Raw genomic sequence first — 20,184 nt, forward strand, 5'->3', positions numbered from 1 at the left:
GGATTCTGCGCAGCGAAGGTGAGTAGCACCATAGGACTCGGGCGGCTGTGCGGGGAAGCGCGCTCCGAACTGTCTCCGGACACTGGGATACTGGGGAGCATGGACGCTTACTCACCCAGCATTGAAACGGATCTGCGAGCCCAGGCGACTGCAATTTTGCGGTCCCTGGTCGGCCGGGATGACGCCGATTTCCACGAGGGCCAGTATGAGGCGATCGAGGCGCTGGTTGACGGCGGTCGCCGGGCCTTGGTGGTGCAGCGCACCGGTTGGGGAAAGTCGGCCGTGTACTTCGTGGCCTCCCTGTTGTTGCGCGCCCGCGGTGCCGGGCCCACGCTCATCGTTTCGCCCCTGTTGGCACTGATGCGCGACCAGGTGGCGGCCGCGTCGCGCGCCGGGGTGCGTGCCGAGGCTATCAACTCCGCCAACGCCCTTGACTGGGAACAGATCGCGCAGAAGCTCGCCAACGACGAGCTGGATGTGCTGCTGGTATCGCCCGAACGCCTGAACAACCCGGTGTTCCGCGACACCCAGCTCCCCGCGCTGGTCGAGCGCATGGGTCTGCTGGTGATCGACGAAGCCCACTGCATTTCCGACTGGGGGCATGACTTCCGGCCGGACTACCGGCGCATCAAGGACCTGATCACCGCGCTGCCAAGCACCATTCCGGTGCTGGCCACGACCGCCACGGCCAACGAGCGAGTGGTCCACGACGTCCAGGAACAGCTTGCCGTGGGCGGGGCCGACGTCTTCACCCTGCGCGGGTCCCTCGCACGTGATTCGCTGCGCCTGGGAGTGCTGCGGCTTCCCTCGCCGCGAACCCAGTTCGCGTGGCTGCTCACCCACCTGAACGACTTCCACGGTTCGGGCATCATCTACACCCTGACGGTCTCCGCCGCGGAGGACATCACCCGGTTGCTCTCTGAGGCCGGGCACAAGGTGCTGGCTTACTCCGGGCGCACCGACACCGAGGAGCGCCACCGCGCGGAATTGGCGCTGAAGAACAACGAGGTCAAGGCGCTGGTCGCGACCAGCGCCCTGGGCATGGGCTTTGACAAGCCGGACCTGGGATTCGTTGTCCACGTCGGGGCACCCAGCTCGCCGGTGGCGTACTACCAGCAGGTGGGCCGCGCCGGCCGCGGCAGCATCAACGCCGACGTGCTGCTGCTGCCCGGCACCGAGGACCGCGAAATCTGGCGGTACTTCGCCACCAGCTCCATGCCCGACGAGGAACGCGCCCACGCTGTCCTGCAGGAACTGGGCGCGGCCGCGGGCCCGATGTCGGTTCCGGCACTGGAATCGCGGGTCAACATCCGCAGGACCCCGCTGGAGCTCCTGCTCAAGGTGCTGGCCGTGGACGGCGCGGTGGAACGGGTGTCCGGCGGCTGGATCCGCACCGGGAACCAGTGGTACTACGACGCCGAACGCTACACGCGCGTTGCCGCGGCCCGGGTGGCCGAGCAAAACGCCATGATTGACTATGAGAATTCACGCGGCTGCCGCATGGAGTTCCTGGCCAAGGCACTCGACGACCCCGCGGCCGCCCCGTGCGGCAAGTGCGACAACTGCGCCGGGGTCTGGTTCAGCGACGAAATCCAGGAATCGGCCAAGGACTCGGCGCAGACGGCGCTGGGCCGGGTCGGTGCCCTGCTCGAGGCCCGGCGCATGTATCCCGGCGGCATGGAAAAGCTCGGGGTCCCGCTCAAGGGCAAGATCAAGCCGGAATTCCAGGCCGAAGACGGACGGGCGCTGGCGCGCCTCACCGACCTCGGTTGGGGCGGGCGGCTGCGCGCGCTGCTGGAAAACAGCGACGAGCCCGATGCGCCGATCGCCAAACCCATGCTTGATGCCTGCGTCAAGGTCTTGAGCGAATGGAAATGGGAAACCCGTCCGGTTGCCGTGGTGTCGATGCCGTCGCGGAAGCGGCCCCAACTGGTGGGCTCCTTTGCCCACGGGATCTCGGAGATCGGCCGCCTGCCGTACCTGGGCCAGCTCGAGTACCGGGGCGGGGGACCGCGCGGCGAATCGGGCGGCAACTCCGCCTTCAGGCTCGCGGCGGTCTGGGACCAGTTTGTGGTTCCGGCCGAGATGGCCGAGCGGTTGGCCGGCGCACCGGGCCCCATCCTGCTCATCGATGACCTGGCTGATAGCCGCTGGTCGTTGACCGAAGCTGCACGTGTCCTGCGCGCCGCGGGTGCTCCGGGCGTGCTGCCCTTCGTGCTGGCCCAGGCCGGGTAGTTCCTGCTCTGGAACTGCGTCCGGGACGGGCATAAAATGAGCCGAACGTCAAGCGATTTGTTGCGTTCGTCTTCAATAAGGAAGTGTTGTCATGGCTGAGTTCATGGACGTCCACCACAATATGAAGGGCTTGTCCGAGGCCGATCTCAAGGCCGCGCACGAGGCCGATCTCGCAATCCAGGCCGAGGAAAACGTGCAGTTCAAGCAGGCATGGGCCGACCCGGACAGCGGCACGGTCTTCTGCCTGTCCGAGGCCCCGTCCGCGGAGGCGGTGCAAAGGATCCACGAGCGCGCAGGCCATCTGGCCGATGAGATCCACGCGGTCCCGCTTGTAGTCTGAGCCGGCTCCCGTCCCTGGCGGTTGAACAGGCACGAACCGCTACATGGCAATCGGCCCGCACCCCTTTATCCGCCGTTGCGGCGGAAAGGGGTGCGGGCCGATTGCGTTCGGCGGTAGCAGTGCTAGCTTCCGATGGGACGCAGGCGAAGGCCCTGCATGCCGCCGTCGACGGCCAGGGCCACGCCGTTGGTCGAACCCGAGAGCGGGCTGGCCAGGTAGGCGACGGCACCGGCAACCTCTTCCGCCGCAACCATCCGGCCGTGGGGCTGCCGCGCGTTCAACGCGGCCCGCTCGGCAACTGGGTCTTCCGCCGCATCCATGAGCCGGCCGATCCACGGGGTGTCGGCCGTGCCGGGGTTCACCGCATTGACGCGGATTCCCTCGCGTACGTGGTCGGCGGCCATGGCCAGGGTCAGCGAGTACACGGCGCCCTTGGACGCCGAGTACAGCGCACGCTGCGGCAGGCCCGCGGTCGCGGCAATCGAACAGGTGTTGACGATGGCTGCTGCCTTTGATTCACGCAGGTGCGGCAGGGCGGCGCGGGAGACCCGGGCCATGCCGACCACGTTGATGTTCAGCACGCGCAGCCACTCGTCGTCGGGATTGTCGGCGACGGTGCCCTGGGCGCCGATTCCGGCGTTGTTGATGACAATGTCGATCCCACCCAGGGCAAGGGCGGCCCCGGAGACGGCGTCGTTCACGGAGTCGGAGTTCGCGACATCGCAGGTGAAGGGGATATGTCGGGCATCGGCGGTTGAGGTGTTGATGTCCAAGACTGCAACCGCGGCTCCGCGGTCGGCAAGGGTCGCCGCAATTGCCGCTCCGATGCCGGAGGCACCGCCGGTGACAATTGCGCGCAGGCCGGCCATGTCCTGGGTCGTGGGTGTGGAAGTTGACTCGCTCATGCGTTGACCTGCTCTCGGAAGAATACCTGGCGTTGGCGGCCAAGGTGCTGGATTTCGAACTCCCCGACGTCGCCCTCGGCGAGATACGGGAAGCGGCCGGACAGTGCGACGCCCTCCGGCGTGCCGGTGAGGATGACATCGCCCGGTTCCAGGGCCATGTACTGGCTCAGGTGGTGGACCACGGTGGGCAGGTCGAAGATGAAGTCCGCGGTGCTCGAGTCCTGGCGGATGTCCCCGTTGATCCAGGAGCGGCAGCCCAGGTTGTGCCCGTCGATTTCATCGGCCGGGACCAGGAACGGGCCCAGCGGGGTGGACTGCGGCAGGGACTTGCCCTTGGTCCACTGTCCGGCCGCGCCGGGGATCTGGTATTCGCGTTCGGACAGGTCGTTGGCGATCAGCAAGCCGGCGATGACGTCCTTGGCTGCCTCCGCGGAGGGCAGGTACTTGGCGTGGGCGCCGATGACGATTCCCAGCTCGACTTCCCAGTCGTACTTCTGGGCAGAGGGCGGGATCGGGGCCGGGTCGAACGGGCCCGCAACGGTGTTGGCGGGCTTGAGGAACACCACGGGAATCGTCGGCGGTTCGGCGCCCGACTCGCGGGCATGGGCCGCGTAGTTCATGCCGATGCAGATGACGTTTCCGGGGCGTGCGACGGGCGAGCCGATGCGTTCGCCCGTCGGGGCGGCGCTGAAGGCCTCGTCCTCGGACAGGCTCCAGCCCAGTTCCGGGTAGCTTCCGGCGGCGAGCCCCGCACGGACCGCGGCAATGCCGTCTCCCGCGAGGAAGGCCCCGTTGATGTCGGGTGTGGTGTTGGAAATATCGAAGGCTCGTCCCTCGTTGTCCAGCGCGATGGGGCGTTCCGCTCCGGGTTCGCCGATTCGTGCAAACTTCATTTTGACTCCAAGCATCGGATGATTCGAGTGTGCTGATTCACAACTTTAGCTCAAAGTGAACCTTTGACAACATAAACATCCGATGTCTACTCTCGAAGTAGACGAATGCGATCTTGCCCGCCGGCCCGGCCGGCCCGGGCGAAAGCGGCAACCCCCACGAAACCGCGGGAACCACCACCTGGAGGACACATGAGCACCATTACGGCCTTGAGCACCACCGATGTCCGATTCCCCACCTCTCGGGATCTTGACGGCTCCGATGCCATGAACACGGATCCCGACTACTCGGCGGCCTACGTGGTGCTGGAAACCGACGCCGCGGACGGGCTCGAGGGACACGGTTTCGTGTTCACCATCGGACGCGGCAACGACGTGCAGGCCACCGCAATCCAGGCCCTTGCGCCATTCCTCGTGGGACGAAACATCGAGGAATTGCTGGGCGACATGGGAGCGACCTGGCGTTGGCTGGTTCATGACTCGCAGCTGCGCTGGCTCGGCCCGGAAAAGGGCGTCATGCACATGGCGATCGGGGCGGTCGTCAACGCACTCTGGGACCTCAAGGCCAAGCGCGAAGGCAAACCACTCTGGGCGCTGCTTGCTTCGATGAGTCCCGAGGAACTCGTTGATCTCGTGGATTTCCGCTACCTTTCCGACGCGCTGACCCGCGAAGATGCGCTGGAAATCCTCAACAAGGCGCTCCCGGGCCGCGCGGCGCGCACCGAGGAACTGCTGGCCAAGGGATACCCGGCGTACACCACCACCCCTGGATGGCTCGGATACTCCGATGAAAAGCTCTCCCGCCTGGCGGCGGAAGCCGTTCGCGACGGCTTCACCCAAATCAAGCTGAAGGTCGGCGCGGACCTCGCCGATGACATTCGGCGCCTGCGCACGGCGCGCGCGGTGGTCGGCCCCGACATCAAGATCGCGGTCGACGCGAACCAACGCTGGGATGTCGCCGAGGCCATCGAGTGGATGAGCCACCTGGCCGAATTCGACATCGCCTGGATCGAAGAGCCCACCAGCCCCGATGACATCCTGGGCCACGCGGCCATCGCCCGCGGAGTCCACCCGATCCCCGTGGCCACCGGCGAGCACTGCCAGAACCGGGTGCTCTTCAAGCAGTTCCTGCAGGCCGACGCGCTGCAGGTGCTGCAGATCGATGCAGCCCGCGTGGCGGGGGTCAACGAAAACATCGCGATCCTGTTGCTTGCGGCAAAGTTCGGCGTCCGGGTCTGCCCGCACGCGGGAGGCGTGGGGCTGTGCGAGGCGGTCCAGCACCTGTCCATGTTCGACTTCATTGCCGTGTCCGGAACCGCCGAGGACCGCTACATCGAATTCGTTGACCACCTGCACGAACACTTTGTCGAGCCAATCAACGTCCACTCCGGCGCCTACTGGCCGCCGAGCGTGCCCGGGGCCGGAACACAGATGATTGCCCAAACGCTTGCCGACTTCGAGTTCCCCAATGGTGTTGAATGGGCAAGTGACTTGGCACTCAGTGGTGCTCCGTCGATGAATAGCAACACAGGGACAACGGAGGCCTGAGACCCGATGGAAACCATTGCACTGAACACCCGGCTCAAGCCGGGCAGGGAAGCCGACTACGACCGGATCCACGCTTCGCTTGCGCCCCAACTGCACGCGGCACTCAAGACCGCCGGGGTGCAGGACTGGCGCATCTGGCGCAACGGCCGCGAACTGTTCCATCTGGTCCAGGTCGAGGACTACCGCGCCATGCGCCTTGAGCTCGCCGAGCACCCGGTCAACATCGCCTGGCAGGCCCAAATGGCGGAACTGCTCGAGGTCGGCGACGACTACTCCGGCGACGACAGCGGGATCCCGCTGGTCTGGTCGTTCGCCCAGGACCCGGCGGGGGAGCAACGGTGATGCGCGAGTCCCTGATTGGCCTCGGTTTCGGCGACCCTGATTCCGGGCGGAACCTCGGATTCGGCGCGGCGGCCCTAGGCAATCTTTACCGCCCGATGGACGATGCCGTCGCGCAGGCAACCCTGCAGGGGGCCTACGATTCCGGCGCCCGCTACTTCGACACGGCACCGCACTACGGGCTCGGGCTCTCCGAGTCCCGCCTCGGTGCGTGGATTGGCGGCGGCGTCATCCGCGAGGACCTCGTGCTCTCCAGCAAGGTCGGTCGGGTCCTTGAACCCAACGCCGGCTTTGCCGGGGAGCTCGATGGCGAGGGGTTCGCGGTCCCCGCCACCACCCGCAGGCGCTGGGACCCCTCGGAGGCGGGCATCCGGGCCAGCATCGAGTCTTCCCTGAAGCGCCTGGGCACCGACTACCTGGACATCGTCTTCCTGCACGACCCCGACGCCTACGACCTCGAATCGGGCATCGCCCAGGGCCTGCCTGCGCTCGAAAAGCTCCGCGCGGAGGGCCTCGTCCAGGCCATCGGAGTGGGCACGAACTCCACCGACGCCGCCGTCGAATGCGTGCGCCGGGCCGACCTTGACCTGGTGATGCTCGCCGGGCGGTACACGCTGCTGGAGCAGCCCGCCGCGGCCGAACTCTTGCCCCTGTGCATGGAAAGGTCTGTCGGCATCGTCAATGTGGGCGTGTACAACTCCGGCCTGCTGGCTTCCCCTGTGGTTCCGGAGAACGCGAACTACAACTACGAACCGGCCCCCGCGCACATCCTTGACCGTGCGCGGGCGCTGGCCGCGGTGGCTGCTGAGTTCGGCACGGACCTGCCCACCGCCGCCGTCCATTTTGCGATGCAGCACCCGAGCATCGTCTCGGTGATGCTCGGTGCTTCCACCTCGGAGCAGGCGCGGGCGAACGTGGCCCGTGCACATTCACCGGTTGACGAGGGCCTGTGGGATGCATTGGTCAAACGGGGGTTGCTCGATGGCGCGTTGGCCATCCGCTAGGCGGAACCCGAATACGGAGGGCGCCCCGCGGCGATCCTCCCGTCCACCCCGAGGGGGAAAATGATGGAGCGACTGGACGCACACCTGCACCTGTGGCAGCTTGGCGACCCCGGAGCGTACCCGTGGCTCACCCCGGAGCTGGGGGAGCTGTATGCCGACTTCACCCCGGCCATGGCGGAGAAGGAACTGCGGAACAGCGCCGTCGATGGCGCGATCCTGGTGCAGGCCGCCGACGCCCTGGTCGACACCGAGTTCATGCTCGGCGTTGCGGCCGAGCACGACTGGGTGCTCGGCGTCGTCGGATGGGTGGATCTCGGCTCCCCGCAAGCACTCGAGGACCAGCTGGAATCGTGGCGCGCGTCGGGCCCATTGTGCGGGGTGCGCCATTTGGTGCACGACGACCCGCGGGCGGACTTCCTTGAGCGGCCCGAGGTTTCGGCGTCCCTTGAACTGCTGGCCAAGCACGATATCCCGCTGGATATCCCCGACGCTTTCCCGCGACACCTGGACCAGGCCCTCCGTGTGGCCACGGAACACCCGGACCTGCGGATCGTGATCGACCACCTGGCCAAGCCGCCGCTGGGTTCCGTGGACGCGGCATTTGCCGCGTGGCGGGATTCCCTCGCGCGGCTGGCACAACTGCCCCGGGTTTTCACCAAGCTCTCGGGCCTGCGCATCCCGCATGCCGGCTATGACGTTTCCACGTTGCGGCCGGCCTTCGAGGTGGCGCTGGATGCCTTCGGCCCGGACCGCATGATGTACGGCGGTGACTGGCCGATGACGGTTCCGGCCGGTGGCTATGCGCCGACCCTGGAGGTGCTGGAAGCCCTGGTGGGCACGCTCGCCGTGGCCGAACAGGAGTCCGTCTGGGCAGGGACCGCGCGACGGGTCTACCCAAACCTCCGATGAAAGATCGGATGAATCAAGTTCGAATTTGATTGAAAATGCTATTGTTTGCAGCTTTTGGGTTGCATGTGATCTGATTCACGAGTAGTTTTTTACTAAACATCCGATGTTAGGAGGGTATGGATATGAGCGAGTACTTGCTGGAGATCGACGGGGTCGACAAAAGCTTCCCCGGCGTTCGCGCCCTGGCGAACATGCAACTCAACGTCCGCCCCGGTGAAGTGTTGGCGTTGGTCGGCGAGAACGGCGCCGGAAAATCAACGCTGATGAAGCTCCTGTCCGGGATCTACGTCCCGGATGCGGGAACCTTCCGCATCGGCGGCAACACGGTGGACATCAGCGGCCCGAAGCACGCGCAGGAGCTCGGCGTCAGCATCATCCACCAGGAATTCAACCTGATGCGCGACCTGACCGTCGCCCAGAACATCTTCCTGGGGCGCGAACCCATGCGGGGTCCGTTCATCAACGACTCGGCGCTCAACCGCCAGGCCCGCGAGCTTTTCGATCGGATCGGCGTGGACCTCAACCCGGTCCAGCAGGTTGCCGAACTGACCGTCGCCAAGCAGCAGATGGTCGAGATCGCCAAGGCGCTGAGCTTCGACGCGAAGCTGCTGATCCTCGACGAGCCGACCGCCGCGCTCAACGATGCCGAGGTCGAAACCCTGCACCGGATCATCCGCCGGTTCATCACCCCGGAAACCGGCGCCATCTACATTTCGCACCGCATGGACGAACTCAAGGTCATCTCCAACCGCATCACCGTGATCCGCGACGGCGAATACGTTGACACCCTCGACACCGAGACCACCACCATGCCGGAAGTCATCTCCCTGATGGTCGGGCGCGAAGTCTCCGGAACCGCCCGCCCGGCACACATTCCCGCGGGCAGCGAAACCCGGCTGGAGGTGCGCAACCTTTCCACCAAGGAACTGCTGCACGACATTTCATTCAGCATCGCCAAGGGAGAGATCCTGGGCTTCGCCGGGCTCATGGGCGCCGGCCGCACCGAAGTCGCCAGGGCGATCGTGGGGGCGGACAAGATCAGCTCCGGCACGATCATCCTCAACGGGCAGGCCGTGAGCATCCCGAATCCCGCCAGGGCCGCCCAGCTGCGCATCGGCTACCTCTCCGAGGACCGCAAGCACCTGGGGCTCATGCTGGAGGCCGACGTCGCGCAGAACATCATGCTTTCCTCCCTGAAGGAGATCAGCAAGTTCGGTTTCATCAACGGACGCATGCTCAAGTACATCTCCACGGAACAGGTCGAGCGGTTGCGGATCAAGACGCCGTCGATCCACCAGGAGGCCAAGAACCTCTCCGGCGGCAACCAGCAAAAGATCGTGATCGCCAAATGGCTGGTCAAGGACTGCGACGTGCTGATCTTCGACGAGCCCACGCGCGGCATCGACGTGGGTGCCAAGGACGAGATCTACCGACTGCTCAACGAACTTGCCGCCAGCGGCAAGTCGATCATCATGATCTCCTCCGAGCTGCCGGAAGTCTTGCGCATGTCGCATCGCATCGCGGTGATGTCGGAGGGCCGGATCACCGGTTTCCTCGAAAACGCCGAGGCCACCCAGGAACGCATCATGGAACTTGCCACGCAGAGTGAACGAGGAGTAAAAACAGCATGAGCACCACCACCTCGGTTGAAAACGGCAGCCGCTCGCCGTCGGCCAAGCCGCCCCTGAAACGCAAGGAATCGGACCTCATGGTCCGGGCCCGCGCCAGCATGCAGCAGCTGATGGCCTTCGGCTCGCTGATCGTCCTGGTCATCCTCTTCGGCGTCATCAACCCGCTGTTCCTGACCCCGTCGAACCTCTCCGACATCCTGCTCTCCACGGTGGTCATCGGATTGCTGGCGCTCGGCGCCACCTTCGTGATCATCACCGGCGGCATCGACCTCTCGGTGGGCACCGGCATGTCCCTGACTTCGGTCATGGTCGGCGTGACGCTGACCTACATGGGACTTCCACTCGCCTTCGGCGTGATCGCCGGCATCCTGGCCGGGGCGTTGATCGGCTTGATCAACGGCGTGCTCATCTCCTACCTGCGCATCCCGCCATTCATCGCCACGCTGGCCATGATGATGGTCGCCCAGGGCCTCGCCCTGGTCATCTCCGGCACCAAGCCGATCTACTTCAACGACACCCCCGGATTCAGCCAGCTGGCACTGGGCAAGTCGATCCCGGGCCTGATCATCCCCAACGCCGTCTTCATCTTCTTCATCGCGGCCGTCATCGCCGGCGTCGTGCTGTCCAAGACGCTGATCGGACGCTACACCTACTCGATCGGCTCCAACGAGCAGGCAACGGCGCTGTCGGGCATCAACGTCCGCCGCTGGAAGATGTGGATCTACACCCTCGCCGGCACCTTCACCGGCCTGGCCGGCGTGGTCATCGCCTCACGCCTGAACTCGGCGCAGCCGGGCCAGGGCGCGGGCTACGAGCTTCAGGCCATCGCCGCCGTCGTCATCGGAGGGACCTCGCTCCAGGGCGGCAAGGGATCGATCGTCGGCACTGTGATCGGCGCGCTGATCATGTCAGTGCTCACCAGCGGCCTGCGCATCATCAACGTCCCGCAGGAATGGCAATCCGTGGCCATCGGCAGCGTCATCCTGCTCGCCGTGTACCTGGACATGCTGCGCCGCAAGGACAAGAGCGGCGGCTAAGCGCAGCCTTTAGCCCGGCCGCACCAAGGATTTTCACCACCCCGGATCCCGTTGCCCTACCCGCACCATGTCCGGGACCGAAACACACCCACCATCACCACTCGCAGTACATCCCGCTTTTCCCGTCACGAAATAGGAGTACACGTCATGTTCCGCAAGAAGCTCATTGGTCTGGCAGCAGTGTCGATGCTGGCCCTGACTCTGTCCGCATGTGACACCAGCAGCACACCGGACGCCGGTGCGGCCAGCAGCAGCGACGGCAAGAAGCCATACGTGGCAATCGTTTCCAAGGGCTTCCAGCACCAGTTCTGGCAGTCGGTCAAGGCCGGCGCGGAGCAGGCAGCCACCGAATACGGCGTGGAGGTCACCTTCGAAGGACCGAACACGGAAAAGGACGTGGCACAGCAGATCGAGATGCTGACCACCGCCATGTCCAAGAGCCCGGCAGCCCTGGGCATCGCCGCGCTCGACTCGCAGGCAGCCACCCCGATCCTGGATGAAGCCAAGGCCAAGAACATTCCGGTGATCGCCTTCGACTCCGGCGTCGACTCGACGATCCCAGTGGCGACCGCCTCGACCGACAACAAGGCGGCAGCGGCCGAGGCCGCCAAGCACATGGCCGAACTCATCGGCGGCAAGGGCGAGATCGCAGTGGTCGCCCACGACCAGACGTCCACCTCCGGCAAGGACCGCCGTGACGGCTTCACCGAGTACATGGCGGCCAACAACCCGGACATCAAGATCGTCACCGTCCAGTACGGCGGCGGCGACCAACTGGAATCGGCCAACCTGGCCAAGACCATCATCAACGGCAACCCGAACCTCAAGGGCATCTACGGCACCAACGAAGGCTCCGCCATCGGCGTGGTCAAGGCCGTCGAGGAGCTCGGCCTGAAGGGCAAGCTCACGGTCGTCGGCTTCGACTCCGGCAAGGCCCAGATGGACGCGATCCGCTCGGGCCTGATGGCCGGCGCCGTCACCCAGAACCCCGTCGGCATCGGCTACGAGACCGTCAAGGCTGCTGCTGCGGCCATCAAGGGCGAGACCGTCGAGAAGGTCATCGACACGGGCTTCTACTGGTACGACGCCAAGAACATCGACGACGCGAAGATCAAGGCCAACCTCTACGAGTAGGCCCGCAAAGCTGCCGCCCACTGCGGAAGTTGCACGCTAAGAAGCACGGGTTGCCTCGGCCATGCCGGCCGGGGCAACCCGTGTTCAATATGAAAGCCCGGTTTCACCGTCTCCGCCCGTCTGGCGAGGGGAGAGTGTGAAGCCGGGCTTTCTTGTGCCAAAAAGCGTGGCCCGGGGATCCGCCATGTTGGATTCCCGGGCCACGGAGAAACCTTGCTATCAGCCGGCCGTGGACTGCTTGAGCCAGGTCTCCACGCCGGAGACGTGCGCCGTGACAAGGGCCTTGGCCAATTCGGTGTCACCGGAGCGAATCGCCGAAAGGATCGCTTGGTGCTCGTCCAGTGTGCGTTGAACCGCGTGGTCCTGGGTCAGCCCGCGCCAGATGCGAGCGCGCACGGTGTTGCTGGACAGTGCTTCCAAGAGGGTTCCGAGGTAGGCGTTTCCCGCCGCTTCGGCAATGATCGAGTGGAAAAGCAGGTCATGGGTGACCAGCTCCTGGATATCAGTGTCCGCGGTGACCGCGTGCACGGATTCCTCGAGCCTTGCAAGATGTTCTTCGCTGCGCCGCTGGGCCGCCAAACCCGCCGCGGAGGGTTCGAGGATCCGCCGGACCTCGAGCAGTTCAAGGATTGATGAATCTTGATGCAGCTCGACAACGAACGACATTGCCTCGGTGAGCAGGTGCGGTTCAAGGCTGGTGACGTAGGTTCCGTCTCCGCGACGCACATCCAGGACCCGGATGAGTTCCAGTGCTTTGACCGCTTCGCGAAGCGACGAGCGGGAAAGACCGAGACGCTCCGAAAGTTCCTTTTCCGGGGGGAGCCGGTCTCCGGGCGAAAGCTCTCCGCCAAGAATCATTTCTTTGATGCGCGTGATCGCTGCGTCTGTGACTGCCATGTACCCAGTCTAGACATCGGATGTCTGGACTGGAACCAAGATGACCGTATTGGTCGGCCTGTGGACTCTGTTGACAACCCGAAGTTTCCGGGGTCTCCGGCTTCGCCCTCGACCCCGGAGGGCCGTAGTCTAGAGGTATGGAAACTCTGCTTTGGGTCGTCGTTCCGCTGCTCATCCTCGGTCTTGGCTGGCTGTGGCTGACGCGGCTGCGCGCCAAGAACTCGGCCGAGGTTTCAGTCGCGATCACGCCGGAAACGGCCGAGTCCGCAGCCTTGAGGCTCACGGGTGAGGGGCACCGCGCCGTCTACAGATCCCTGGCGCAGGGCGATTTCATGGCAGCGGTTCAGAATTACAAGGCCATGACCGGCGAAGGATACAAGGCCAGCATCATCGCCGTGCGCAGTCTGGAGCGCTACCCGCAAATTCGCAAGGAACCTGTCGACGGCTTGACCATTTCCCAGCAGCTCGAGAACGAACGCCAAGCCGAACTCGCCGCCAACGAAACCGCCGACAAGGGCACGGACGAAACAAGCCCGAGCGTCGCTGCCTCGATCCCTTCGCTCGACGATTCGGCAACCTCCCCGGTGAACGAGGTTTCACCCCAGGAAGCACTATCCATTCCCAGCGCCCCCGCCCCCGCCATCGGGGACGATGACGCATGGGTTGTGCCCAGCGATTGGGCTCAGGAATTCGGTAGCGAAGCCGAAAAAACCTCAACGCAGTTCAAGGTTTCCTACCTCGTGGACGGGGAACCCCAGGAGTTTGCCAGCGAAGACCTGCCGCCGGCCGAGTACGACCAATTCATGTCATTGGTGCGCGACCATGACTTGCCGGGCGCCGCAACGCTGATTGCCAAGCATTCGGGGCTGGACCAGGGCGAAATACTGCGCATGCTGGTTTCCTCGCCGCTGGGCGGCGGGAACTCGTCATCGGCAAACATCGCAGACTTTAGTTTCGAGGGGCAGGGACCGGACGGAGCCGTCCACTTCAGTGTCAACGATCTGGCTGAGCCCGAGCGCACCGAGTTCCTTGAGCACCTTCGCATGGGCGAACTTGATGAGGCCACCGTGATTGTCGCCCGTTGCACGGGCCTTCCCGATGAGATGGTTCGAACCTTGCTCAACGCATTCGGCGACGGCGACAAGTAACTTCTCCGTGTAGTCCTCCGACACCAGGAACCGCGTTTTTCGGCCCATGATTTGGCCGGAAACACGCGGTTTTCTTGTTCTTGGGGACCTTCTTCGGAATTGCCCCAAGACGCAAAAAAGCCCCCTACCTAAGTAGGGGGCCATTTGGCGGACACGGGGAGATTTGAACTCCCGGTCGAGTTTAACCCCGACACTTCATTAGCAGTGAAGCCCATTCGGCCGCTCTGGCACGTGTCCTTTTGCTGTTTCCAGCTCCCCTAGACTACCTAAAGCGGGCGCTGCTTACAAAACGAGAATCGGCCACGTCACAAAAACGTTGGTTTCCCGCGGATTAATGACGGATCAGGACCCGATATTTCGCCACAGGAACTCGTAGCTGGTGGCCAACATGGTGGCAGAAGCTGCATTGTCGGAGGCTCCTGCATGACCGCCATCGAGGGACTCGTGGTACCTGACGTTCGAAACACCCATGTCCATCATCTTGGCCGCCATTTTCCGTGCCTGGACCGGTCCCACGCGGTCATCGCTCGTGGCGCTCCAAATGAGCGAGGCTGGGTATTCGGTTCCGGCGGGCAACGCGTCGTCAAGCCGGTGGTAAGGGGAGAACGTGCGGATGAACTCCCAATCCCCGGGCACGTCGGGGTCCCCGTACTCGGCGATCCACGAATGGCCTGCGGCCAACCGGGTGTAACGGCGCATGTCAAGCAGCGGGACGCCGCAGGAAACGGCTCCGAAGAGTTCGGGGTAGCCGGTGATCATGTTGCCCATGAGCAGTCCGCCGTTCGAACGCCCGGTTGCGGCAAGGTGCCTGGGCGAGGTCACTCCACGGGCCACGAGGTCCCGGGCGACGGCGGCGAAGTCCTCATAGGCGCGATGGCGGTTTTCGCGAAGTGCGGCACGGTGCCAGCGCGGACCGTACTCCCCGCCGCCGCGGATGTTCGCCACGACGTAGCTGCCGCGGCGCCCGTCGGGGGTGCTGCGGGTCAGCCAGCCAGGCCCCAGCGTGCCCACGTATCCGGGCGTCATGCTTGCCTGGAACCCGCCGTAGCCGTTCATCAGGACCGGGTTCAGCCCGTCGAGGGGCAAATCCGCCGGGGAAACCTGGAAGTACGGAACGCGTGTCCCGTCATCGGACACCGCAAAATGCTGGGACACCTCGAACTCCGTGGCGTCGAAGCGTGCAGGGGCGGCCTTGACGACCCTCGGCGGGGATGCCGGCGCGGACGTGGAACCGATGGTGCCGCGGGCAACCGTCGTCGGGGTCAGGAAACCGGTGATGGTGAGCCAGTAGTCGTCGGCGCACTCCGGGTCAAGGTCGTCGACGGACGAGATGCTGAAGCTGTGCAGCGGCGCCCCCGCCTCGATCGGAGCCAGGGCAAAATCGAGGGAGGGGTCGCAGACCAGGATCTGCGAGGAAACATCCTGCAGGACATTGAGCAGCAGGTAGTTGGCGGTGAAATCGATCGACTGGAGCGAGGTGCTGTCAGTGGGAACGAAGATCTCCCGCAGGGAGGGAGTCCCGGCCATGAATTCTTCGAGGTCGGCCAGCAAGAGCGACCCGGGCACGTGGGTTTTGCCGTAGCGGGTCCAGGAGGTTTGCGGGGAAAACAGCACCCAGTTCCGGTGGAGCGACACCCCGACGTCCGTGGGCACCTCGATATGGACCCACGAATCCCCATGGCGGAGGTAGGTCTTGGCGTTGTAGAAGTCGATCACGTCGTGTGCCACGTCGCGTTCGAACCCGGGAGTGGGGTCGTGCGACACGTAGGCGAGCACGTGGGATTCGTCGATGGCGAAAACCTCGGGTGCCTGTTCCAGCTCCTGGGAGCGCGACAGCCTCCGGACGGTGCGGGCGTACGACGAGCGCGTCAGGGACCCCTCGCCCACCTCGGTTGCCACAAACAGCGTGTCCTCATCCAGCCAGGAAACGTTGGTCTTGGCGACTGGAAGGTCAAAGCCACCGGGCACGAACGAACGGGTGGCAATGTCGAACTCGCGCACCCGGACCTGGTCGCCGCCGTCGGGGGAGAGCTTGATCAGGGCGCGGGCATAGTGGTTGCCCGGTTTCGGGCGCAGCATCTGCGCGCCGGAGAACACCCAGTCGACGTTGTCTTCGGCGGCAAGCGCATCGACATCGAGCAGCACCTCCCACAGCGGGTCCTCGCGCTGGTAGGAATCCCAGGTGGTGCGCTGCCAGAGTCCCTTGGGATGCTCGGCATCGCGCCAGAAGTTGTAGTAGTGCTCGCCGCGCTTGGTCACCATGGGAATGCGGTCGGTGGCATCGAGAACACTGAGGATGGCGTCCCGGCTCGCCTCGAAGTCCGCGTCAAAGAGCTCGGATTCGGTGCGGGCGTTCTGTCCCAGCACCCATTCCATGGCCCGTGGGGAGTCGAGCTCCTCGAGCCACTGCAACGGGTCGGCCGTCTCGTCCGAGGTGGTTCCGAGGTGTGGCTCGGACGGCGGAGTCGGTCCGCTCCCGGTGGCGTCGTGCAGCACCAGCGTCGATGCGTCTGCCGGCGTGGCATCAGGGATGGTCCGGGGCGAAGAAGAAGTCATGTGTTCAGTCTATGGAACTAGGCAAGACGCGTTTGAAATCTTTCCGTCGCAACAGGTGTCATCCCCAATTTGTAGAACTCTGTGGGTAGGTTGAGTGGACCTATCACGCCCATGGAAGGAAGATTGATGCAGTTTGGAGAACGGATCGCCGCACTGGCGACGAAGATTCAGCAACAACGCAGCATTATCGAAACAGAAGAAGCGACGAAGAACGCATTCATCATGCCTTTCATTTCGACGATCCTCGGGTACGACGTTTTTGACCCGTTGGAAGTGGTGCCGGAATTCACTGCTGATATCGGGATCAAGAAGGGCGAGAAAATTGACTATGCCATTGTTCGCGATGGGGAAGTCCAGATCCTGATCGAGTGCAAGAAATCTCCTGCGGGGTTGAAGTACGAACACGCATCTCAGCTCTATCGCTATTTCGCCGCGACCAACGCCCGGATCGCCATTTTGACCAACGGCGAGGTCTACCAGTTCTACACGGATCTTGATGCGCCAAACAAGATGGATTCGAAACCGTTCTTGATCTTGGACATGAACGACATCGACGAAACTCTGATCCCAGAGCTTCGGAAGTTGTCTCGAGATACCTTCGACCTCGATTCCATCATTAGCTCCGCGGGGGAGCTGAGGTACATCGGCGAAATCAAACGAGTGATTGCTGCGAATTTCCAAGAGCCCACACCCGATTGGGTCAAGTTCTTGTCCACCGGCGTCTACGAGGGTCAATTCACCCAGCGCGTACGGGACCAATTTACGGGTTTGGTTGCCAAAGCATCCAAACAATTCCTGAGTGACCAAGTGAACGAACGAATTAAGGCAGCGCTCGGCGAGCCCAACGTGCCCGCGATTTCATCGGCAGAACTTGTGGCAAGCGTGACGAGCACGCCCATCGTCGAGGCGGACCTTGAAGTGGATGACGGCGTCGACACGACGCTGGAGGAGCTTGAAGGATTCCATATTGTCCGCGCCATCGTCTGTAAGGACGTGAAAGCCAATCGCGTAGCCTACCGCGATGCGAAATCGTACTTCGCGGTTTTGCTGGACGACAACAATCGCAAGCCGATCGCGCGACTGCACTTCAACCGGACACAAAAATACCTAGGTATCTTTGGGCCGGACAAAATCGAGACCCGAATCCCGATTCAGAGTCTGGACGAGATTTATGAGCACGCCGAGGCCTTGCGCGCAACGGTTGAAAGCCACATGGCAGCGTAGCCGCTCAACACAGCCTTTCCTTGCGTTTGATCACTTGGGCACATCCGGATTGCAGGGTGTGCCCAAGTGACCCGGACACCCGCGGGGGACTAGGCTGAAACCCGTGAGTGAGCAGCAGAATTCCGGACTAGAACCGTACACAATCGCCGTCGTCGGTGCCGGGCCGCGTGGCACCTCGGTGTTGGAGCGACTTTTGGCCGCCTTGCGTCAGGCCGAAGGCCGAGGCCGGCCGATCCGGCTCCTGGTCTTCGACCAGTTCGAACCCGGTGCCGGACGTGTCTGGTCCACGGCTCAGTCGCGGCTGTTCCTGATGAACACGCCGTCGGTTTTCCCCACCGTCGCACCCGAGCGCACGCACCCGGACGAGCCCGGGTTGAGCTTTGAGCAGTGGCGGGCTTCCGGTGGCGACGGCGCGCTCCTGAGCACCGTCGAGGCCCAGGAAATCGCGGAACTGGAACGCGGGTCCTACCCGCCGCGCGCCCTGTACGGGCGCTACCTGCGACACGTCTTTGAGTCGGTCGCAGCGGCCCTGCGTCACCTGGAACAGGTCGTCGAGGTCCGCTTTGTGCGCTCCGAGGTCCTCAGCCTGGTCCGCGACGGCGCCCGCTACCTACTGGCCGCGCAACCCGTGGACGATTCCTACCCGCATCCACACGCCCAGGGGACACCCGTGGAATTCACCGCGGACGCGGTGGTGCTGGCGCTCGGGCACGTTCCGGCGCACCTGAACCCCGCCCAGTCGGCGATCTCCGAGGAAGCCGACGAGATTGCCCTGACCTACCAAGGCCCGAACGTGCCAAGCGACGTTCCGTGGGAAAAGATCCCGGCCGGGCAGACCGCTCTCGTTCGCGGCCTGGGCCTGAACTTCTTCGACGTGATGGTCGAATTGACCGTGGGTCGCGGCGGCGAATTCCGTGCGGTCAACGGCGGCCCGGGGCAGGCGCTCGAATACTGGGCCTCCGGATTCGAACCCAAGATCGTGGCGGCCTCGCGCCGCGGCACGCCGTACCGGGCCAAGGCCTGCATTGAGGACTTCATTCCGCAGTCGGTTCGCCTGGAGTACTTCGACAGCGAGGTGATCGTCCAGCGGATCGCCGAGCAACGGGTCACCAATCCGGAGGCCACCGCCGAATTCGGGGCCCACGTGTGGCCGCTGCTGCACCGCGACGTGCTGCTGGCCTACTACCGCACCGCCGCCGCCAGGACCCCCGGTCGCTTCACGCTCGACCCCGACGAATTCCTGCGCCGGCTCGTTTTGGTGCTTGACGCGGAGCACCAGGCCGGGTCCCGGGTGTGGCTGTCCGAGGCCCAGAAGCTGGTGGCCGACCACGCCCCGAAACTTGGCTTCCTTGACGTGCCGGGACTCGGGCACCCCTTCGCCGAACGCGGGTTCGGGTCGGCGAGGGAATACCAGAATGCCGTGCTGGAATACCTGGAAGCCGATGCGCTGTCTTCCGCAGGCGGGGAGAAGGACCCGTTGAAGATGGCCATCGGGACGCTGAACGCCGGGCGCATGGAGCTCAAGAACATGATCGCCGAGGGGCTGATCTCCGACGAGTCACGCCTGAACGAGGTCCAGGGCTGGTTCGAGCCCCTGGTTGAGGGACTCTCCTCCGGGCCGCCGGTGCAGCGCATCGAGGAACTGGCGGCGCTCGCGCGTGCCTCCGTCGTCGAGTTCATCGGACCGGATCCGGAATTCGGGATCGACCCCGCCTCTGCCGCGTTCATCGCATCTTCCCCGTGGGTCGATGCGCCCAGCTACACCGCGCCGGTCCTGGTCGAGGCCATGATGCCCGCCAACAGGGTGCTGCAGACGGCCTCGCCGCTCCTGCGCCAATTGCTCGACGACGGGCTTGCCGCGCCGCTGACCATGCGCAATGCCGCAGGCGAACCCATCCCGGGGCAGGGCCTTGACGTGGTGGGGGAGCCGTACCGACTGGTCGATGCCCGCGGGCTGGCGCACCGTGCGGTCTTCGTGCTGGGCCTGCAGCTTTCCTCGGTGCAGTGGGGCACCGCCATCGCCGCACAGGCGGGGGCGCCGCTTGACGGTGCGGCCCGGACCCTGGGCGACGCCCGGGACATCGCCCACGAACTGGTGCGGTTGAGCTACAACCACCCGCTGTAGGACGCCCGCAAGGCCGACGGCCGGCGAAGGTCCGGAAACACAAGAGAGGCAGTCCCCTTGATCAGGGAACTGCCTCTTTTTCTTGAGCGGATGGTAAGAGATTTGAACTCTTGGTACGGGGTTACCGCACACTGGTTTTCAAGACCAGCTCCTTAGGCCGCTCGGACAACCATCCAGACCAAAAAAGTATACGCCAGCAGAGGCGTGCCCGCGGACCACCTGCGATTTGAGCGCGGGCGTGTCGAAATGCGGCGCCCGGTTT

16 protein-coding genes and 2 tRNA genes are annotated in these 20,184 nt (G+C 64.4%); 12 read left to right on the top strand and 6 right to left on the bottom strand.

The genetic code is table 11. From position 1 onward, the window contains the following. Positions 1-99 precede the first annotated feature (99 nt). On the top strand, positions 100-2,235 hold the full coding sequence (locus tag ACIQLF_RS08825) for a RecQ family ATP-dependent DNA helicase (RefSeq protein WP_400296958.1): 2,136 nt from the start codon (positions 100-102) through the stop codon (positions 2,233-2,235). Between the two features lie 91 nt (positions 2,236-2,326). Beyond that, positions 2,327-2,575, top strand: coding sequence for an SCO4226 family nickel-binding protein (locus ACIQLF_RS08830; protein WP_210002133.1), 249 nt, complete (start codon positions 2,327-2,329; stop codon positions 2,573-2,575). Between the two features lie 122 nt (positions 2,576-2,697). Here ACIQLF_RS08830 and ACIQLF_RS08835 read toward each other — a convergent pair whose 3' ends face one another. Together ACIQLF_RS08835 and ACIQLF_RS08840 are read right to left on the bottom strand one after the other, a co-directional pair. After that, positions 2,698-3,480 carry an SDR family NAD(P)-dependent oxidoreductase gene (locus ACIQLF_RS08835; protein ID WP_400296962.1) on the bottom strand — a complete coding sequence of 261 codons (783 nt, stop codon included), beginning with the start codon at positions 3,478-3,480 and terminating at the stop codon, positions 2,698-2,700. Continuing rightward, entirely contained in the window at positions 3,477-4,373 is an 897-nt protein-coding gene (locus ACIQLF_RS08840; RefSeq protein WP_400296965.1) for a fumarylacetoacetate hydrolase family protein, read from the bottom strand. Before ACIQLF_RS08840 ends, ACIQLF_RS08835 begins: the two co-directional genes overlap by 4 nt. A 189-nt stretch (positions 4,374-4,562) precedes the next feature. Between ACIQLF_RS08840 and ACIQLF_RS08845 the strand changes: the two genes are divergently transcribed. The 7 genes from ACIQLF_RS08845 to ACIQLF_RS08875 all read left to right on the top strand — a co-directional run bounded on the left by ACIQLF_RS08845 (position 4,563) and on the right by ACIQLF_RS08875 (position 11,972). Next, positions 4,563-5,918 (top strand): L-fuconate dehydratase, encoded by a 1,356-nt coding sequence (locus tag ACIQLF_RS08845; protein ID WP_400296968.1) that lies wholly within the window; start codon positions 4,563-4,565, stop codon positions 5,916-5,918. A 6-nt stretch (positions 5,919-5,924) separates the two neighbouring features. Next, entirely contained in the window at positions 5,925-6,260 is a 336-nt protein-coding gene (locus tag ACIQLF_RS08850; protein ID WP_400296971.1) for an L-rhamnose mutarotase, read from the top strand. Further along, positions 6,260-7,261 carry an aldo/keto reductase gene (locus tag ACIQLF_RS08855; RefSeq protein WP_400296973.1) on the top strand — a complete coding sequence of 334 codons (1,002 nt, stop codon included), beginning with the start codon at positions 6,260-6,262 and terminating at the stop codon, positions 7,259-7,261. The genes ACIQLF_RS08850 and ACIQLF_RS08855 overlap by 1 nt, the downstream gene beginning before the upstream one ends. A gap of 60 nt (positions 7,262-7,321) precedes the next feature. After that, positions 7,322-8,170 (top strand): amidohydrolase family protein, encoded by an 849-nt coding sequence (locus ACIQLF_RS08860; protein ID WP_400296976.1) that lies wholly within the window; start codon positions 7,322-7,324, stop codon positions 8,168-8,170. 122 nt (positions 8,171-8,292) lie between these two features. Continuing rightward, positions 8,293-9,801, top strand: a complete 1,509-nt coding sequence (locus ACIQLF_RS08865) for a sugar ABC transporter ATP-binding protein (protein WP_400296978.1) — start codon at positions 8,293-8,295, stop codon at positions 9,799-9,801. After that, positions 9,798-10,838 carry an ABC transporter permease gene (locus ACIQLF_RS08870; RefSeq protein WP_400296980.1) on the top strand — a complete coding sequence of 347 codons (1,041 nt, stop codon included), beginning with the start codon at positions 9,798-9,800 and terminating at the stop codon, positions 10,836-10,838. The genes ACIQLF_RS08865 and ACIQLF_RS08870 overlap by 4 nt, the downstream gene beginning before the upstream one ends. 147 nt (positions 10,839-10,985) lie before the next feature. Further along, a complete protein-coding gene (locus ACIQLF_RS08875; protein ID WP_400296983.1) occupies positions 10,986-11,972 on the top strand; it encodes an ABC transporter substrate-binding protein in 987 nt (328 codons plus the stop codon). Between the two features lie 219 nt (positions 11,973-12,191). Here the strand turns inward: ACIQLF_RS08875 and ACIQLF_RS08880 are convergent, their stop codons facing one another. Continuing rightward, the gene (locus ACIQLF_RS08880) at positions 12,192-12,869 is read right to left on the bottom strand and encodes a FadR/GntR family transcriptional regulator (protein WP_400296986.1); all 678 of its coding nucleotides are present in this window, start codon (positions 12,867-12,869) and stop codon (positions 12,192-12,194) included. 137 nt (positions 12,870-13,006) lie between these two features. On the opposite strand from ACIQLF_RS08880, the gene ACIQLF_RS08885 reads away from it, so the two are divergent. Next, entirely contained in the window at positions 13,007-14,017 is a 1,011-nt protein-coding gene (locus ACIQLF_RS08885; protein WP_400296989.1) for a hypothetical protein, read from the top strand. A gap of 145 nt (positions 14,018-14,162) precedes the next feature. Here ACIQLF_RS08885 and ACIQLF_RS08890 read toward each other — a convergent pair. Next, positions 14,163-14,254 (bottom strand) — tRNA-Ser (locus tag ACIQLF_RS08890). A gap of 105 nt (positions 14,255-14,359) precedes the next feature. Further along, on the bottom strand, positions 14,360-16,573 hold the full coding sequence (locus ACIQLF_RS08895; protein WP_400296992.1) for a prolyl oligopeptidase family protein: 2,214 nt from the start codon (positions 16,571-16,573) through the stop codon (positions 14,360-14,362). A gap of 126 nt (positions 16,574-16,699) precedes the next feature. On the opposite strand from ACIQLF_RS08895, the gene ACIQLF_RS08900 reads away from it, so the two are divergent. Further along, positions 16,700-17,797, top strand: coding sequence for a type I restriction endonuclease (locus ACIQLF_RS08900; protein ID WP_400296995.1), 1,098 nt, complete (start codon positions 16,700-16,702; stop codon positions 17,795-17,797). A 103-nt stretch (positions 17,798-17,900) separates the two neighbouring features. After that, on the top strand, positions 17,901-19,922 hold the full coding sequence (locus ACIQLF_RS08905; protein ID WP_400296998.1) for an FAD/NAD(P)-binding protein: 2,022 nt from the start codon (positions 17,901-17,903) through the stop codon (positions 19,920-19,922). A gap of 87 nt (positions 19,923-20,009) precedes the next feature. Here the strand turns inward: ACIQLF_RS08905 and ACIQLF_RS08910 are convergent. Continuing rightward, positions 20,010-20,097: transfer RNA gene (locus ACIQLF_RS08910), tRNA-Ser, on the bottom strand. Positions 20,098-20,184 lie beyond the last annotated feature (87 nt).

Origin of the sequence: Paeniglutamicibacter sp. NPDC091659 (assembly GCF_044756805.1) — a bacterium.
Lineage (GTDB): Bacteria > Actinomycetota > Actinomycetes > Actinomycetales > Micrococcaceae > Paeniglutamicibacter.